Raw genomic sequence first — 13,913 nt, forward strand, 5'->3', positions numbered from 1 at the left:
GTTAGAGCACCGCCACGTGCAGGGCGACGATACCTCCAGTGAGGTTGCGCCACCGCACATTCGACCAGCCCGCCGAGATGATCTGCTGAGCCAGCGCCTCCTGATCGGGCCAGGCCCGGATCGATTCGGCCAGGTACACGTACGCGTCAGGATTACTGCTAACAGCACGGGCCACCGACGGCAGCGTCTTCATCAGGTACTCCATGTACAGCGTGCGGAACGGGCGATTGACCGGAGTCGAGAATTCGCATACCGCAAGGCGACCACCGGGTTTGGTGACACGGGCCATCTCCCGCAGCCCCTCGACGTGATCCACCACATTGCGCAGCCCGAAGCTGATGGTCACCGCGTCGAACGAGTGATCCGCGAACGGAAGCCGTGTCGCATCCCCGGCAACCTTGGGCACATCGCGATGCGCACCGGCCTTGAGCATGCCGACAGAGAAGTCCGCCGCCACGCACCAGGCGCCGGACTGGGTGAGCTCGGCCGTCGAGACCGCGGTCCCCGCGGCGATATCGAGGACCTTGTCTCCGGGCTTCAGCTTGAGCGATTCGCGGGTGGCGCGGCGCCAGGCGCGGTCCCGGCCAAAGGACAACACGGTATTGGTGATGTCGTATCGCTTGGCCACCGCGTCAAACATGGACGCGACCTCGTGCGGGTCCTTTTCCAGGGTGGCGCGGTTCATACCGTGACGGTACAGCGCACTAAGCCGTCATGATGCCGCGGCCCAGCGTGGTGCCCGCCGCGGCGGCGTAGTGCTCAAGCAGCTCATCGCAGATGGCGGGCCATGTGCGCGACAGCACACCCCGGCGCGCGGCCGCCGAGAATCGGCTGCGCGTTGCCGGCTGCACCAGGTGCTCAACCGCCATGCCGAGGCATGCCTCGAAATCGGCCACCGGCAGCAGCATTCCGTTACGTCCCGGGACCACCAGGTCTCGCGGCCCACCGGCATCCGGGGCGATGGCCGGAACGCCGCTGGCCAGTGCCTCCTGCACCGCCTGACAGAAGGTCTCGTGCTCGCCCGGGTGGATGAAGACGTCGAGGCTGGCGTATGCCCGCGACAGCGCCGAACCGGTCAGCTCGCCGGTGAAAATCGCTGTGGGCATCAGCTTTTCGAGAGCGTCCCGCTCCACGCCGCCGCCCACGATGACAAGCTGCATGTCGTCGCGTTCGGCCAGCACGGCCAGACGCTCCACATGCTTCTCGGGAGCGAGCCGCCCCACGAACCCGATGATCGACTTGCCCTCGGGCGACCAGGATCGCCGCAGATCTTCGTCGCGCGCCGAGGGTGCGAAGCGTTCGATGTCCACACCGCGCGACCACCGAAACACCCGTGGGATTCCGTGTGCGGCAAGGCCTTCCATCGCGGACGAGGACGGTGCCAACGTACGGTCGGCGCGGCCGTGCAGGTGTCTGGTCCAGCGCCAAGCGGCGCGAGCCGCGAACCCGGCGCCATAACTGTCGGCGAATCCGGCCACATCGGTCTGGTAGACGGCGACGGTGGGGATGTCGAGATGCTGCGCAGCCCGCAGTCCCCCATATCCCAGGACGAACGGTGAGGCCAGGTGCACCACATCGGGCGCGAAATCACGAAGGATCCGCACCATGCGCGGCTGTGGCACGCCCAGCGGCAGGGTGCTCACCTTGGGGAACATGATGGCCGGCACCCGGTGCACGGGCACCCCGTCGTGTTCGGTGCCGGCGGGAGCCTGTCCGCGGGGGGTGTCCGGTGCGATGACGACGGCCTCATGCCCGGTGCGGCGGAGGTGCTCCAGCACCCGCAGCACCGAGTTGGAAACTCCGTTGACGTTCGGCAAGAACGACTCGGCGACGATCGCGATGCGCACGCTGAAAGCATGTCAGCGTCACTTGGCAGTTAGGTTGCCCCCAGGCATACGTAGCGCAAACTTAAGCGTGCACGGGCGCCGGACTTCGGCGCTGTATCCACGCAAGCCCCAGCAGCAACGTCCCAGCGACCATCCACACCACGACGATGATGGAACCGGCGGGAACAATCGACAGTGATGCGTTACGTCCTTGTACGCGAACCAAATCCGGGTTGGATTTGTCATACTCGACGTAGATCCGCATGCCCGGGCTGAGTTCGGATGGGTAAAGAACGCCCAATTCGGGTCTATACGTGACTCGTTCGGGTGTGACGAACTCGATGGTCGATCGCCGCGGCCCGGCGCTGAGCACCTCGGCCAGCGCGACACCCATATCCCGTTCGATGGCCTTGTCGTTTCGCCAGGCACCCGCGACCAGTAGCAGTGACTGCAGAGTCATCAAACCCGCCAGGATCAACACCGCGATCCGGAGCCTCTTGACGACACGGGAACGCCGCTTCACAGCGCGGCCCTGATGGCTGCGTGCAGCTCGCGCAGGGTCGAACGGTCCGCCTTGACCTCCAGAACCCTGATGCCGCCGGCCGGTTCGTCCAGCGCGGGGCCGAGCTCCTCCACCGAGATGGATCGCGAATCCACGTGGTAGGCGCGGCACAGGGCCGCGATATCGACGTCATGCGGGGTGCCGAAGATGCGGGAGGAAACGTCGCGAAATCGGGGGTCGCCCTGCTCCAGCAGTTCGAAAATCCCGCCGCCGTTGTCGTTTGAGACCACGATGGTCAGGTTCTCGGGGCGCGGCTCGGTCGGGCCGATCAGCAGGCCGGAGCTGTCGTGGACAAAGGTCAGATCGCCGATCAACGCCAGGGTGCGGCCGCCCTTGTGCGCCAGCGCCGCACCGATCGCGGTCGACACCGTGCCGTCGATGCCGGCCACCCCGCGGTTGGAGCGCACGCGAACATCTTTGGCACCCCAGGGAACGAGCGCGACATCACGTACCGGGTTGGAGGCGCCGAGCACCAGCTGGTCACCATCGCGCAATGATCCACAAACCTTGGCTGCCACATGCAAACCCGTGGTCAGCGGATGGGTACTCAACTGTCCGCGCACCGCATCGAGCGCCTTCTGATGCGCGTGCGCGCACCGTTGCAGCCATGCGGCATCCGGTTTTCCGGATAGGACAGCCCGAGTGCCGGTGGCCTGCGAGTTGCCCGACACATCTGGCCAGCGCGGGCCGGTGGTCAACGCGTATACCGGAATCCGGTTGTCCGCCAGTAGGGATGAGACCTGCCGATGAAGGGTCGGCCGGCCCAACATGATCACCTGCTGCGGATGCAGCAGGCTGAGCGCCAGCGGATGTACCGGGTTGTCAGGTTGGGGCGCAGTCGGTTCGGCCACCGTGGGCAACATCGACAGGTTGGCATGAGCAGGTGCACCGTGGCCCGCGATCACCACGGTATCGGGGGTCAGATCGATCTCGACGGGTTCATCGAACGTCGCGTCCGGGGTGTGCGTCCATGGCACCCCACCGGGACGGCCCGCGGGTATCGGTCCTCCGTCGCGATCGGGCACAAGCGGTTCCCGCAGCGGGATGTCGAACTGCACGGGGCCGGCGTTAGCAGTACGGGAACCCTTGGCAGCGGCCAAGACTCGGCACGTCGCCGAACGCCAGTGCGGGTTCTGCGCCTCGATCTTCTCCGAACCGTCTTCCGCCAGACCGATGCTGATGGCAGCGCGAACCTGGGTACCGAAGTAGCCCAGCTGCTCCATCGTCTGGTTGGCGCCCGTGCCGAGCAGTTCGTAGGGGCGGTTGGCAGACAACACAATCAGCGGAACCCGGGCATAATTGGCCTCCACGACCGCGGGACCCAGATTGGCTACCGCCGTCCCGGACGTCATCGCCACCGGCACCGGGGCGCCGCTGGCAGAGGCCAGCCCGATGGCCAGGAAGCCCGCGGTGCGTTCGTCGATGCGCACGTGTAGCCGCAACCGCCCGGCCTTGTCCGCGTCGTGCAACGCAAAGGCCAGCGGGGCATTGCGCGACCCTGGACACAGCACGACATCGCGGACGCCGCCACGGATCAGCTCGTCGACGACGGCATGGGCCTGAGCGGTCGACGGGTTCATGCCATCAGGGTGTCATACCGCCCGAGAGGCGCTCGCAAAGAACTCCAGGATCACGCGGTTGACCTCGTCGGGGCGTTCGATGAAGCCCAGATGCCCGGCGTCGGCAATCTCGACGTACTTGCCGCCGGGGATGGCATCGGCCACCTCCTGACCGAGGTAGGGCGGCAGCGTCATATCGTCACTGAACCCGACGACCAGTGACGGAACGGTGATGCCCGCGTACGCACCGGGCCGATCGGGGGCGGGTATGGCGCTGCGCTGGTGATCGATGCCACCCGAGGCCGGCTCCGGCCACAGCGTGAACATGTCTATCCAGTCCTTGATGGCGGCATCGTTGTTGAGCGTCTTCGGAGAGAAGTTCAACAGCAGGCGCATGGCCGCCTGGTAGGACGCCGGCACCTCGACCCCCGATGCGGACAGTTCGAGCTCGGCCTTACGGAAGAACGACCGGGTGGAGTCCTCCCGCCCCCGGGTCCCCATGAACACCGCGGCGGTCACGAGGTCCGGACGGGTGAGCGCGAGCTCCTGGGCGATGAGCGCTCCCATGGAGAACCCGACCAACCGGGCGGGGGCAGCCCCGAGATCCTCGATGAGCGCTGCGGCGTCGGCCACCATGTCCTGCAGGGTGAAGCCATCGGCGCACTCGGTGGTCGGCGGTATCCCCCGGTTGTTGAAGGTGATCGTGCGATATCCGGCGGCGCGAAATGCCGGTACCTGGTGCAGATGCCAGCTGCGCCCCGCACCGCCGCGCCCGGAGATGAAGACGACGGGATCACCGGAGGCGCCGAGCGCCAGGGGCCCACGATCGTCGTAACTGATCTGGATGCCGTTGATGTTCGCGAGAGGCACGTTGACTGAACCTACCGGTTCAGCAGTGGATAGCAGTCGGCCACTCGGTGCCGCCACCATTCGCGCCGGTCAGCCGGGGCAGCAAGCGTCGCCAGCCGGGCCGGGTCGGGGGTGAACGACGCCACCGCCAGGTAACCGTCCTCGGGGGCCGGGGACGCGGCCACGTCTTCGACAAAGAACCCTCCGGTTCCCAATCCACAGGCATGTTCCAGCACCGGCAGCGCCGCGGCCGCACGCAGACCGATGCCGATACCCACCGCGCTGTCCAGGGCACTGGAGATCACCACGGGCATACCGATGCGCTCCGCGATGTCCAACAGCGCGCCCACACCACCGAGCGGGGCCACCTTGAGCACCGCGACATCGGCCGCCCGGGCTCGTGCGACGCGCATCGGATCGCTTGCCCGCCTGATGCTTTCGTCAGCGGCGATCGGCACATCCGGGAGGCGCCGGCGCACCTCCGCCAGCTCCTCGACAGTGGCACAGGGCTGTTCGGCGTACTCGAGAGGTCCGCCACGGGCCAGTGCGGTCAGCGCCTGGACCGCCTGTTCGACGGTCCACCCTCCGTTCGCATCCACCCGCACAGTGCGGATCTGCGCGCGGACCGCGTCGACGCGGGCCACATCGTCATCGAGCGTCTGCCCTGGCTCGGCCACCTTGACCTTGGCGGTACGGGCGCCGGGGAAGCGGGCCAGCACCTCGGGCACCTGCGCGGCCGCCACCGCGGGCACCGTCGCGTTGACGGGGATGCGGGTGCGCCGGGCCGGGGGAAGCTCGGTGTAGGCGGCCTCGACGGCGGCGTATAGCCAAGCGGACGCCTCGGGTGCCTCGTACTCGGGGAAGGCGCCGAACTCTCCCCAACCCGTCGGGCCGTCGATCAGCGCCACCTCACGGGTGGTGATGCCACGGAATCGCAGCCGCATGGGCAATGCGACGACATGCAACCGGTCGAGCACATCGTCTAGCGCGGGCAGCTCCACACCTGCGATCGTCGCACGCTAGGACGAACCGAGGTGAGCGGTACTCCCCAGCTCCGCGACCGTTCGGTTGTGGAAGTAGTCGTCCTCGCTGAGCACGGTGATGCTGCCGGGCGGCCCGCGGAACGATACGTAACCGGCCGATTCGATAGGCATCTTGATCCACGCGGACACCACGAAGGTCAGCGCGCCGCCATGCGTCACGATGACCTGGTGACGGCAGCGACTCTCTAGGATCTCCCCGGCGGCCTCGTAGATCCGTTGCGCGAAAGTGCTTTTGGTCTCCGCGCCGGCAATCCCTTCATCATGTGCCATCCGGTCGCCCACCGCGGGCGGCGGCACGAACCTCCTGTCCAGCCACTCCTGCGGTCTGCCCCCTGCTTCGCCATACGACTTCTCACGCAGGCGTGAATCGATGATCGGAACGGTGCCCAGTGCATCACCGATCGCCGCGGCGGTATGTGCCGCACGGATGAGATCCGAGGTGTACACCTCGACTTCGCTTCCGTCGGGGACACGTGCCCGCAACGACACGGCAATCGCGCCGGCGGCACTTTGCCCGGCCGGCGTCAATGCCGAGTCGTACCAACCCCCCACCAGCCGATCAAGATGATGGGTCGACTCCGGATGCGTCACGACATAGATCCGGCGCAGCTCCACCTTCCGATCGTCGCACACGATTCAGAACGTCCAGGCGATCGGCAGCGCCCCGCCGCCGAAAGTGACTTTGGTTTCTAGAGGCGCACCGCTGCCGGATGCAAATCTGCCCACATCGGCGGATATGCGAAGGAGAGCACATGCTGACGGTTCACGGTGTCGCGGGATATCAATCGGGTTGCCGATGCAGGGGCTGCTCGGCGGCAGAGTCGCAGCGACTGCAGCGGATCGGCGATGCGGAACGTGAACGCTGGGAACAGATCAACCAACGGGCCACCCGACGCTCCCAGCGCTACTTCGCCGATGCCGCCGATCATCCGTTGAACTGGCAGAAGCCCTGGACCACCGAGGAAATCGACACGGCGCTGGATGCGTCATCGACCGCCGCGCAAGTGGCAACTCGCCTGGGCCGCTCGATCGGGGCCATCCATGCGGCGCGCAGGCGATTCCGGCCGCGCATCAATTGACACCATCAACTGGTCAACTTTTGGTTGACAGCCAGATATTCGTCAACCTATGGTTGACGCATGGCCGCGTTTCCTGTCTCCCTCGACAGCCTGATCGACGCCGTGCGCGGGATGGATCCCGACGGCACCGCCCTGGACCACCTCTCCGGCGCAATGCTGCTGGCGGGACGACTCTCCGATCATGCCGATGCCTTGATCGGTCATTTCGTCGACCAGGCCCGGCGCTCCGGCGCCTCCTGGAGTGAGATCGGCTCCAGTATGGGCGTGTCCAAACAAGCCGCACAAAAGCGCTTCGTGCCGTCGGTACGGATGTTCTCCCGCTTCACCGACCGAGCCAGGCGATCCGTCGTCGCCGCCGCAGGTTTTGCCCTCGCCGACGGCACACCGGTCACCATCGATCACCTGCTTGCCGGCGCCATGATAGACCCAAAAGGGCTTGCCGCACTTATCGTTTCACAGGCCGGGATCACGCCGGACGCGCTCGGAATCCCCGATCGGCCGGCGCCCGACTATGAGGCCCTCGCCCCGAAGCTGCCCACCACCGAGTTCGACAGTGACGCACAAGAGGCCCTGGAAGCCACCTTGCATACCGCACTTCGGTTGGGTCACAACTACATCGGGACCGAACACCTCCTGCTTGCGATCCTGTCCGGCCACACCGACACGTCCCGGAAGATGGCCGAACTGGGACTTAACGCGATTCTCGCCGAGGAGCACGTGAACCAGATACTGGGCGATATTTTGAACGGCAAGACCCCCTAGCCAGCGCACCCCGACAGGGGTACCGTAATGTCATGCCAGTTGACATCAAGCCCGTTCCCCGATGGCTCAGATACTTCAACAAGGTCGTCATCGGCGGGCACAAGGTAGGACTCAAATTACCGATGGTGGTCCTCACGGTCCCGGGCGCCAAGTCCGGCAAGCCACGTTCGACTCCCATCACCCCATTCACGCTCGACGGCCAGCGCTACGGCGTCGGCGGAGTTCCCGGATCGGCCTGGATCGCCAACGCACGCAAGGCCAAGGAGGGCACCCTGACGCAGGGGCGCCATACCCAGCGGGTCCATATCGTGGAGCTGTCACCCGAGGACTCCCGCCCGGTGCTACGCGCGTTTCCGATCGAGGTGCCCACCGGAGTCGGCTTCATCAGAAACGCCGGGCTGGTCAAGGAGGGCACGCCGGATGAGTTCGAGGCACTCGCCGGGATCGCCGCGGTGTTCCGATTCGATCCATGGGAGAGCTAGATACCCGCCCTCACAAATAGTCATCCTCGAGGGCGTGACCCGGATGAAGAATTCGGGATTGGTCGCCGCCGTTGCGCTTTGCCTCGTACATCGCGCGGTCGGCGCAGGCGGTCAACACGTCGATCGCCTCCTCGGAAGTCGCCGATGCCACACTCGCAACCGGCTGCGCGGCGACACCCACACTCGCGGTCACGGCAATACCCACCGGCGTGGAGGCCGTCACGGCTTCCCTGAGCCGCGTAGCGAATTCGGCAACGGCCTCTGCCGAGCAGACCGTCACTACGAGGAACTCCTCACCACCCGAGCGGCCCACCAGGTTCCCGCGAATCGACTCGGCGGTGAGCGCCTTGGCGAGGTCGACGAGCACCCGGTCGCCGGTACCGTGGCCATACCGATCGTTGATCGACTTGAACCGGTCGATATCGACGATGGCACAGGCGATGACCTGATCGCCTTCCAGCCCGAACTCATGGGACACGCTGCTGTGCAGGCGCTGCCACTCACCGAAGATCCCGCGGCGGTTGAGTAAACCGGTAAGTGGATCACGCTGTGCGGCAAGCGCGTCAAGCCGCACCACCGCGATGCCGAACTGGATGACCGCGGGTATCAACACCACCACCAGCAGCATGCTCGTCAGCTTCACCACCGCGGTCATCGCCGCACCCACCGTGCCCTCCGCGAACAGGCGCGAGGACAACGCGATGATCATGGGCGCACACCAGGCCACATGCGCCACCAACAACCGGTTCCCCAAAAAGAAGCTGACGTACGCGCCGACCGGCGTGAACAGCACCGTGCCCACCAGACCTGCCAGTGGGTCGGAGTCCTGCCAGCAGGCGATCGCGATCCCGACGTCCGCGAAAGCGACGAAGGCAACCGCCTCGCGCAGGGACGGCCATGGCCCCACCACCCAGCGCACCGCCCAGCCCAATGCCCCCACGGCGCACACCCCGACGATGGCGCGGCCCACGGTGCTTCGGGGCCCTGTGTCGCTGAACTGCACCGCGACGCAGATCGCCGCGAAGATCAACGCATACCCGCCGATGAGGTTGCGCACGGTCCTATCGAGCTTGCGTGCGCGCAGGAAAGCTCGCAGCCAGCCCGTGGGAACCGGCTCGGTCCACCACTGGATCAGAAAACTCATCCAGGCGGTAGACCGGATATACATGACAATTCTGTTCAGCGGCATCTAGCTCTCCGGATTGGCGGTCGGCGGATTGCGCCTGGGGACCATACGCACGGTGGGTAGCGGCGGAGCAGGCAGGCGCGCTACCGCACCCTGATATCCATCGACATGACCGAAGCGTTCGGACTCGGCCTGCCATTCCTCGCGGAATTCGGCGATCTCGTCGTGATCACGGCCGACAAAATTCCACCACATGACGATCTGCTCTCCGAACGGCGTGCCGCCCAACAGGATCACCCGCGCTACGGCACTTGTCGGGTTGAGGACGGTGAGCTGATCGACTCCGGTGCCCACGTAACCGAGCTCGCCCCGCGACAACCTGGTGCCGGATAACTCAACTGCCTCGGTATCCAGCAGCAATCCGTGCTCAAACCCTGGGTCGACATCGAACCGCGCCACGCTCCGCGGTTCAAGCAGCAATTCGGCGCCCAGCAATGGGGTGGCGGTACGCACCGGGGACGCCTGCCCCGCCAGGGTCCCCACGAACACCCGCAGACTCGCCCCGCCCACGGCCACCGCCTGCGGCGCGTAATGCTGAAAATCACGTGCCGCGTCCCGGGATTCATCGGGCAGGGCGACCCATAACTGCACACCGTGCAGTGTGGTGGTCTGGGCCGTCGACACCTCCGAATGACAGATACCGTGGCCACCCGTCATCAGGTTGAGCTCACCCGGGCGCACCATCGCATGCACTCCGTGGCTGTCGCGATGCTCGATCTCCCCGGTGAACAGCCAGCTCACCGTCTGCAGTCCGGTATGCGGATGAGGTGCGACATCCATTCCGCCGGTCTGCGTGACGTCGTCGGGCCCGTAATGGTCGGCGAAGCACCAGGCGCCGATCAGCGATCGCCGGGCCTGGGGCAGGGTCCGCAGCACCGTCATCGCACGCGGTCCGCCGAGCGGAACCTCTCGGGGAGTGAGTATTTCGACCACAGGGTGTCCGGCTCCATCCCGCGAGCATGGGCCGCCCTCGCAGCGGGTTTCCGTCGGGGTGGTCTCCGTATTGCTCATATGACCATCATCGGCCGAACTCGCGGCATGTGCGGCATAGTTGGTCACCATGGACGAATCCGACGCCAGCACGACGGTCGCCGACGCGCCCGATAACCACCGGTTCGAGATCACTGCAGACGGTGAACTCGCGGGTTTCACCGAATACCTGGACACCGCCCTGGACGGCACCGAAGTGCGGATTTTCTATCACACGGAGGTCGACGAGAAGTTCGGCGGACGCGGCCTGGCCGGGACGCTGGTGGAGTCGGCGCTGACATCCACACGGTCCACGGGACGCAGGATCGTCCCGGTATGCCCGTACGTCCGGAAGTTCGTAGGTAAGCACCATGAGTTCGACGACGTGGTGCGCCCGGTGACGCGCGAGGCGCTGGCCGCCGTCGAGGCGCGCCAGGGATGACCGATCATCGTGTCTACATCGACAAGCAAACCCCGTCCGTCTACCAGGGGCTGACCAAGACCGCCGCAGAGCTCCGCGCCCGGGCCACCGAGGCCGGACTCTCGCGAATAACGTTGGAATTAATCAACATTCGAGTATCTCAACTCAATCGCTGCCTGTTCTGCCTCGATCTACACACCCGCATCGCGCTAGAGGAAGGCGAGTCCTCTCAGCGGATCGCGGTGCTGCCGGTGTGGCAGGAGGCCGAGCTGTTCAGCGACGTGGAGCGCGCTGCGCTGAGGATCGCCGAAGCGGTGACGGAAGTCGCCGACCACCATCTCACCGACGAGCAGTACGCCGCCGCACGTGAAGATCTGTCGGACGATCAGATATCCGTGCTGGTGTGGTCGGCCATCATGATCAACACCTTCAACCGGATCTCGATTCTGAGCCGCCACCCGATCAAAAGGCGCTGACGCCCGACGGCCTAGGCCGGGAATACAACCGGGCGACCATGAGTTAGATTTCTTAAGCCAGACTAATGATCTGGTCACTGACTTATCTCACGGGGAAGGTATTCGACGATGCCGCAGGTGCGTGCCACATATTTCCGTAAGACAGCGCGCTCGGCGATACTCGCCGTGGCGCTCGCCACCGCCCTGTCCGGGTGCACCGTCTACAAGACACTCACGAAGCCCGCGGAGACTCCCCCGCCACCGGCCACGGCCTCGCAGATCAGTGACCAAGAGCAGATCCGGCAAGTGACCGCCCAGATGGGAAAGGTGCTTGGAAGCCTCGATTTGGACGCCGGCAACGCCCTGACCTGCCCGCGCTACCAGGTGTCCAGCCGCACCGCCGACGAGGCCCTGGTCCCCTCGATCAATTCCTGGAAGGGCGCTGAGCAGGCGCTGATGTATGGCGATACCTCGACGCTGTCCAGCAATGTGGCACAACGGTTCCCGAGTGCGGGTAGCGGCGAGCGCGCGACGCTCGTCAAGGCGATAGTCAACCGCGACCAGTTCGCCTACACCGCCACCGTGCTACAGGTGATCCGCGAGTCCACCACGGTCGAGAAGTTCGCGATCGACAACATCAAGATCGTCGGGGACAGCGCCACCGGCGACATCACCGCGACGTACAGCCTGGGCGGTGCCGCGACCCAGACCCAGATCAAGCCGAACCAGTTCCGTAAGGAGGGCGGCAAGTGGGCGTGGTGCCAGCAGCCACCGCCGGGCCTGTTCACCCAGTGGACGACATCCTCGGCACAGTCGTCCGCGTAGAAGTTCACCGGTAGCCGTCGACCGACTACGCACCGGGCGGCCTCTAGAGTCGGAGCCATGACCCAAGACGACGGGCAGACCGCCAATCCCTTTGACCCGACTCGCTGGCAGCCGGTGGCGGGATTCGAGGATCTGACCGACATCACCTATCACCGGCACGTCAGCCAGGGCGTCAAACAGGGCACCGTGCGGATCGCTTTCGACCGGCCCGAGGTCCGCAACGCCTTCCGGCCACACACCGTCGATGAGCTCTATCGAACCCTGGATCACGCACGGATGACCTCCGATGTTGGAGCGGTGCTGCTCACCGGGAACGGCCCCAGCCCCAAGGACGGCGGCTGGGCATTCTGCTCCGGCGGCGATCAACGCATCAGGGGCCGCACCGGTTACCAGTACGCCGGGGGCGAGACCGCCGAGACCGTGGACCCGGGTCGTGCGGGCCGCCTGCACATCCTGGAGGTGCAGCGCCTCATCCGTTTCATGCCAAAGGTGGTGATCGCCTTGGTGAATGGCTGGGCCGCCGGCGGTGGGCACAGCCTGCACGTGGTGTGCGACCTGACACTGGCCAGCCGCGAACACGCTCGCTTCAAGCAGACCGACGCCGATGTGGGCAGCTTCGATGGCGGCTATGGCAGCGCATACCTGGCCAAGATGGTTGGGCAGAAATTCGCCCGTGAGATCTTCTTCCTGGGCCGGCCGTACACAGCCGAACAGATGCATCACATGGGCGCGGTCAACGAGGTCGTCGACCACGAAAACCTGGAGACGGTCGCGCTGGAATGGGCCGCCGCCATCAACGAGAAGTCACCGCAGGCACAACGAATGCTGAAGTACGCCTTCAATCTCGCCGATGACGGACTTGTCGGGCAGCAGCTGTTCGCCGGGGAGGCAACACGATTGGCCTACATGACCGATGAGGCAGTCGAAGGCCGTGACTCATTCCTGGAGAAGCGCAAGCCGGACTGGTCACCGTACCCCTGGCATTACTAAGCCCTGAGGCTCGATTTCTGTGTGGCTACCTTGCCGTGCGCTGCATCCAGAAGTCGAGTTCCAGTTCTTCTTCGGCACATTGGCGATACTTGGAGAAGTCGGTGACTCCCGCCTCGGTGAGCACCTCGTCGTCGATGAAGCTATTTCCGGTGACCTCACGGCTGGGCTTGGTCAGAATCTCGTACGCGGCGTCGGCCATGATCTCGGCCGAGCGACAACGGGCGACGAGCTCCGCGCCGAGGATGTTGCGGATGGCGGCGGTATCGATTGTGGTGCGCGGCCACAGCGAGTTCGACGCTATGCCGTACTCGCGTAGCTCCTGGGCCAGCCCGATGGCCACCAGGCTCATGGAGAACTTCGAGATGGTGTATGCGGTGGTGGTCTGATCGAACCACTTGGGTTCCAGCGTGATTGGCGGTGACAGGGTCAAGATGTGCGGGTTCTCGGCCTCCTTGAGCGCGCCGATCGCCGACTTCGAGAGCGAGAAGGCGCCGCGGGCGTTGATGTCCTGCATCAGGTCGTAGGCCTTCATCGAAATCGATTCCGAGGGAGCGAGATTCAACGCACTCGCATTATTGACCACGATGTCGATGCCGCCGAACTTCTCGACCGTCTGCGCCACAGCCGAAGCCACAATCTCGTCGTCGCGGACATCGCCGAGAATGGGGAGTGCATGGCCACCGGCGGCCTCGATCTCCTCGGCAGCGGTGTAGATGGTGCCGGGAAGCTTCGGGTGCGGCTCGGCCGTCTTCGCCATGATCGCGATGTTCGCGCCGTCCCGCGCGGCCCGAAGCGCGATCGCCAGCCCGATGCCGCGGCTGCCTCCCGACATGATGATGGTCTTACCTGCCAGTGATCCCATAGCTACGTCCTTGTCGTCATCGGGTCAGTGGGGCCCAGCCTAG

General features: G+C 65.5%; 17 protein-coding genes. 7 read left to right on the forward strand and 10 right to left on the reverse strand.

The features are described 5' to 3' along the window. Window position 1: 1 nt before the first annotated feature. From AC5Y5C_RS13670 to AC5Y5C_RS13700, 7 genes are all read right to left on the reverse strand, one after another. Window positions 2–685 carry a demethylmenaquinone methyltransferase gene (locus tag AC5Y5C_RS13670; RefSeq protein WP_499972859.1) on the reverse strand — a complete coding sequence of 228 codons (684 nt, stop codon included), beginning with the start codon at window positions 683–685 and terminating at the stop codon, window positions 2–4. Window positions 686–704: 19 nt separating this feature from the next. Further along, complete coding sequence (locus tag AC5Y5C_RS13675; protein ID WP_499972861.1) at window positions 705–1,847, reverse strand: glycosyltransferase family 4 protein; 1,143 nt, start codon at window positions 1,845–1,847, stop codon at window positions 705–707. A 61-nt stretch (window positions 1,848–1,908) separates the two neighbouring features. After that, on the reverse strand, window positions 1,909–2,349 hold the full coding sequence (locus tag AC5Y5C_RS13680; RefSeq protein ID WP_499972864.1) for a DUF3592 domain-containing protein: 441 nt from the start codon (window positions 2,347–2,349) through the stop codon (window positions 1,909–1,911). Further along, on the reverse strand, window positions 2,346–3,968 hold the full coding sequence (gene menD / locus AC5Y5C_RS13685; protein ID WP_499972865.1) for a 2-succinyl-5-enolpyruvyl-6-hydroxy-3-cyclohexene-1-carboxylic-acid synthase: 1,623 nt from the start codon (window positions 3,966–3,968) through the stop codon (window positions 2,346–2,348). Before menD ends, AC5Y5C_RS13680 begins: the two co-directional genes overlap by 4 nt. Window positions 3,969–3,980: 12 nt before the next feature. Further along, window positions 3,981–4,817 carry an alpha/beta fold hydrolase gene (locus AC5Y5C_RS13690; RefSeq protein WP_499972868.1) on the reverse strand — a complete coding sequence of 279 codons (837 nt, stop codon included), beginning with the start codon at window positions 4,815–4,817 and terminating at the stop codon, window positions 3,981–3,983. An 11-nt stretch (window positions 4,818–4,828) separates the two neighbouring features. Beyond that, window positions 4,829–5,797 carry an o-succinylbenzoate synthase gene (locus AC5Y5C_RS13695; protein ID WP_499972869.1) on the reverse strand — a complete coding sequence of 323 codons (969 nt, stop codon included), beginning with the start codon at window positions 5,795–5,797 and terminating at the stop codon, window positions 4,829–4,831. An 18-nt stretch (window positions 5,798–5,815) separates the two neighbouring features. Then, entirely contained in the window at window positions 5,816–6,454 is a 639-nt protein-coding gene (locus AC5Y5C_RS13700; RefSeq protein ID WP_499973230.1) for a histidine phosphatase family protein, read from the reverse strand. 137 nt (window positions 6,455–6,591) lie between these two features. Between AC5Y5C_RS13700 and AC5Y5C_RS13705 the strand changes: the two genes are divergently transcribed. The 3 genes from AC5Y5C_RS13705 to AC5Y5C_RS13715 are packed head-to-tail and all read left to right on the forward strand — an operon-like array spanning window position 6,592 to window position 8,162. Further along, window positions 6,592–6,918 carry a hypothetical protein gene (locus AC5Y5C_RS13705; protein WP_499972872.1) on the forward strand — a complete coding sequence of 109 codons (327 nt, stop codon included), beginning with the start codon at window positions 6,592–6,594 and terminating at the stop codon, window positions 6,916–6,918. 60 nt (window positions 6,919–6,978) lie between these two features. After that, window positions 6,979–7,680, forward strand: coding sequence for a Clp protease N-terminal domain-containing protein (locus AC5Y5C_RS13710; protein ID WP_499972874.1), 702 nt, complete (start codon window positions 6,979–6,981; stop codon window positions 7,678–7,680). Between the two features lie 32 nt (window positions 7,681–7,712). Then, complete coding sequence (locus tag AC5Y5C_RS13715; RefSeq protein ID WP_499972878.1) at window positions 7,713–8,162, forward strand: nitroreductase/quinone reductase family protein; 450 nt, start codon at window positions 7,713–7,715, stop codon at window positions 8,160–8,162. A 10-nt stretch (window positions 8,163–8,172) separates the two neighbouring features. On the opposite strand, the gene AC5Y5C_RS13720 is transcribed toward AC5Y5C_RS13715, so the two are convergent. Continuing rightward, complete coding sequence (locus tag AC5Y5C_RS13720) at window positions 8,173–9,351, reverse strand: GGDEF domain-containing protein (protein WP_499972882.1); 1,179 nt, start codon at window positions 9,349–9,351, stop codon at window positions 8,173–8,175. Continuing rightward, on the reverse strand, window positions 9,352–10,359 hold the full coding sequence (locus AC5Y5C_RS13725) for a pirin family protein (protein WP_499973231.1): 1,008 nt from the start codon (window positions 10,357–10,359) through the stop codon (window positions 9,352–9,354). It abuts the gene before it with no gap. A 49-nt stretch (window positions 10,360–10,408) separates the two neighbouring features. Here AC5Y5C_RS13725 and AC5Y5C_RS13730 point away from each other — a divergent pair, with 49 nt between their 5' ends. The 4 genes from AC5Y5C_RS13730 (at window position 10,409) to AC5Y5C_RS13745 (ending at window position 13,008) form a co-directional block, all read left to right on the forward strand. Then, a complete protein-coding gene (locus AC5Y5C_RS13730) occupies window positions 10,409–10,759 on the forward strand; it encodes a GNAT family N-acetyltransferase (RefSeq protein WP_499972883.1) in 351 nt (116 codons plus the stop codon). Then, complete coding sequence (locus AC5Y5C_RS13735) at window positions 10,756–11,214, forward strand: carboxymuconolactone decarboxylase family protein (RefSeq protein ID WP_499972886.1); 459 nt, start codon at window positions 10,756–10,758, stop codon at window positions 11,212–11,214. Before AC5Y5C_RS13730 ends, AC5Y5C_RS13735 begins: the two co-directional genes overlap by 4 nt. Before the next feature lie 108 nt (window positions 11,215–11,322). Further along, window positions 11,323–12,018: a hypothetical protein gene (locus AC5Y5C_RS13740; RefSeq protein ID WP_499972888.1), complete on the forward strand. Its 696-nt coding sequence runs from the start codon at window positions 11,323–11,325 to the stop codon at window positions 12,016–12,018. 57 nt (window positions 12,019–12,075) lie between these two features. After that, window positions 12,076–13,008, forward strand: a complete 933-nt coding sequence (locus tag AC5Y5C_RS13745; RefSeq protein ID WP_499972889.1) for a 1,4-dihydroxy-2-naphthoyl-CoA synthase — start codon at window positions 12,076–12,078, stop codon at window positions 13,006–13,008. Between the two features lie 25 nt (window positions 13,009–13,033). Here AC5Y5C_RS13745 and AC5Y5C_RS13750 read toward each other — a convergent pair whose 3' ends face one another. After that, the gene (locus AC5Y5C_RS13750) at window positions 13,034–13,870 is read right to left on the reverse strand and encodes an SDR family oxidoreductase (protein WP_499972891.1); all 837 of its coding nucleotides are present in this window, start codon (window positions 13,868–13,870) and stop codon (window positions 13,034–13,036) included. Window positions 13,871–13,913: the final 43 nt, after the last annotated feature.

This window comes from Mycobacterium sp. NGS15 (assembly GCF_059813245.1).

Excerpts from the sequence above, each read along its gene's own strand:
- AC5Y5C_RS13670 (WP_499972859.1), bottom strand. The coding sequence starts at position 685 with ATGAACCGCGCCACCCTGGAAAAGGACCCGCACGAGGTCGCGTCCATG.
- menD (WP_499972865.1), bottom strand. The coding sequence starts at position 3,968 with ATGAACCCGTCGACCGCTCAGGCCCATGCCGTCGTCGACGAGCTGATC.
- AC5Y5C_RS13705 (WP_499972872.1), top strand. The coding sequence starts at position 6,592 with ATGCTGACGGTTCACGGTGTCGCGGGATATCAATCGGGTTGCCGATGC.
- AC5Y5C_RS13710 (WP_499972874.1), top strand. The coding sequence starts at position 6,979 with ATGGCCGCGTTTCCTGTCTCCCTCGACAGCCTGATCGACGCCGTGCGC.
- AC5Y5C_RS13715 (WP_499972878.1), top strand. The coding sequence starts at position 7,713 with ATGCCAGTTGACATCAAGCCCGTTCCCCGATGGCTCAGATACTTCAAC.
- AC5Y5C_RS13720 (WP_499972882.1), bottom strand. The coding sequence starts at position 9,351 with ATGCCGCTGAACAGAATTGTCATGTATATCCGGTCTACCGCCTGGATG.
- AC5Y5C_RS13725 (WP_499973231.1), bottom strand. The coding sequence starts at position 10,359 with ATGAGCAATACGGAGACCACCCCGACGGAAACCCGCTGCGAGGGCGGC.
- AC5Y5C_RS13730 (WP_499972883.1), top strand. The coding sequence starts at position 10,409 with ATGGACGAATCCGACGCCAGCACGACGGTCGCCGACGCGCCCGATAAC.
- AC5Y5C_RS13735 (WP_499972886.1), top strand. The coding sequence starts at position 10,756 with ATGACCGATCATCGTGTCTACATCGACAAGCAAACCCCGTCCGTCTAC.
- AC5Y5C_RS13740 (WP_499972888.1), top strand. The coding sequence starts at position 11,323 with ATGCCGCAGGTGCGTGCCACATATTTCCGTAAGACAGCGCGCTCGGCG.
- AC5Y5C_RS13745 (WP_499972889.1), top strand. The coding sequence starts at position 12,076 with ATGACCCAAGACGACGGGCAGACCGCCAATCCCTTTGACCCGACTCGC.
- AC5Y5C_RS13750 (WP_499972891.1), bottom strand. The coding sequence starts at position 13,870 with ATGGGATCACTGGCAGGTAAGACCATCATCATGTCGGGAGGCAGCCGC.